General features: G+C 61.2%; 1 pseudogene. It reads right to left on the bottom strand.

The window, feature by feature from the left end:
- A pseudogene (locus CH42_RS16635) lies at positions 1 to 206 on the bottom strand (conjugal transfer protein TrbL); the annotation flags it as partial.

Raw genomic sequence — 206 nt, 5'->3', positions numbered from 1 at the left:
GGGCGGTTGAGGGCGGATTTGGCTTCTTGTTCGGCGCTCATCGCGTGGTACATGTCGAACCCGACGAAGCTGACGAACTTGTAGGTCATGTAGGGGGCGAACGCGGCGATGAACATCAGCACGACCCCGGCGATGGGGTCGCTGATCGACGCGAGATCCAGTTCGATCGGGGCGGAGACTTGGGTGATGGCGACGAGGAAGATCAC

The sequence above is a fragment of the Leucobacter musarum subsp. musarum genome, assembly GCF_001273845.1.
Taxonomy (GTDB): domain Bacteria; phylum Actinomycetota; class Actinomycetes; order Actinomycetales; family Microbacteriaceae; genus Leucobacter; species Leucobacter musarum.
The sequence above is the reverse complement of the archived record's forward strand: the minus strand, read 5'-3'. Positions and strand labels throughout refer to the sequence as shown.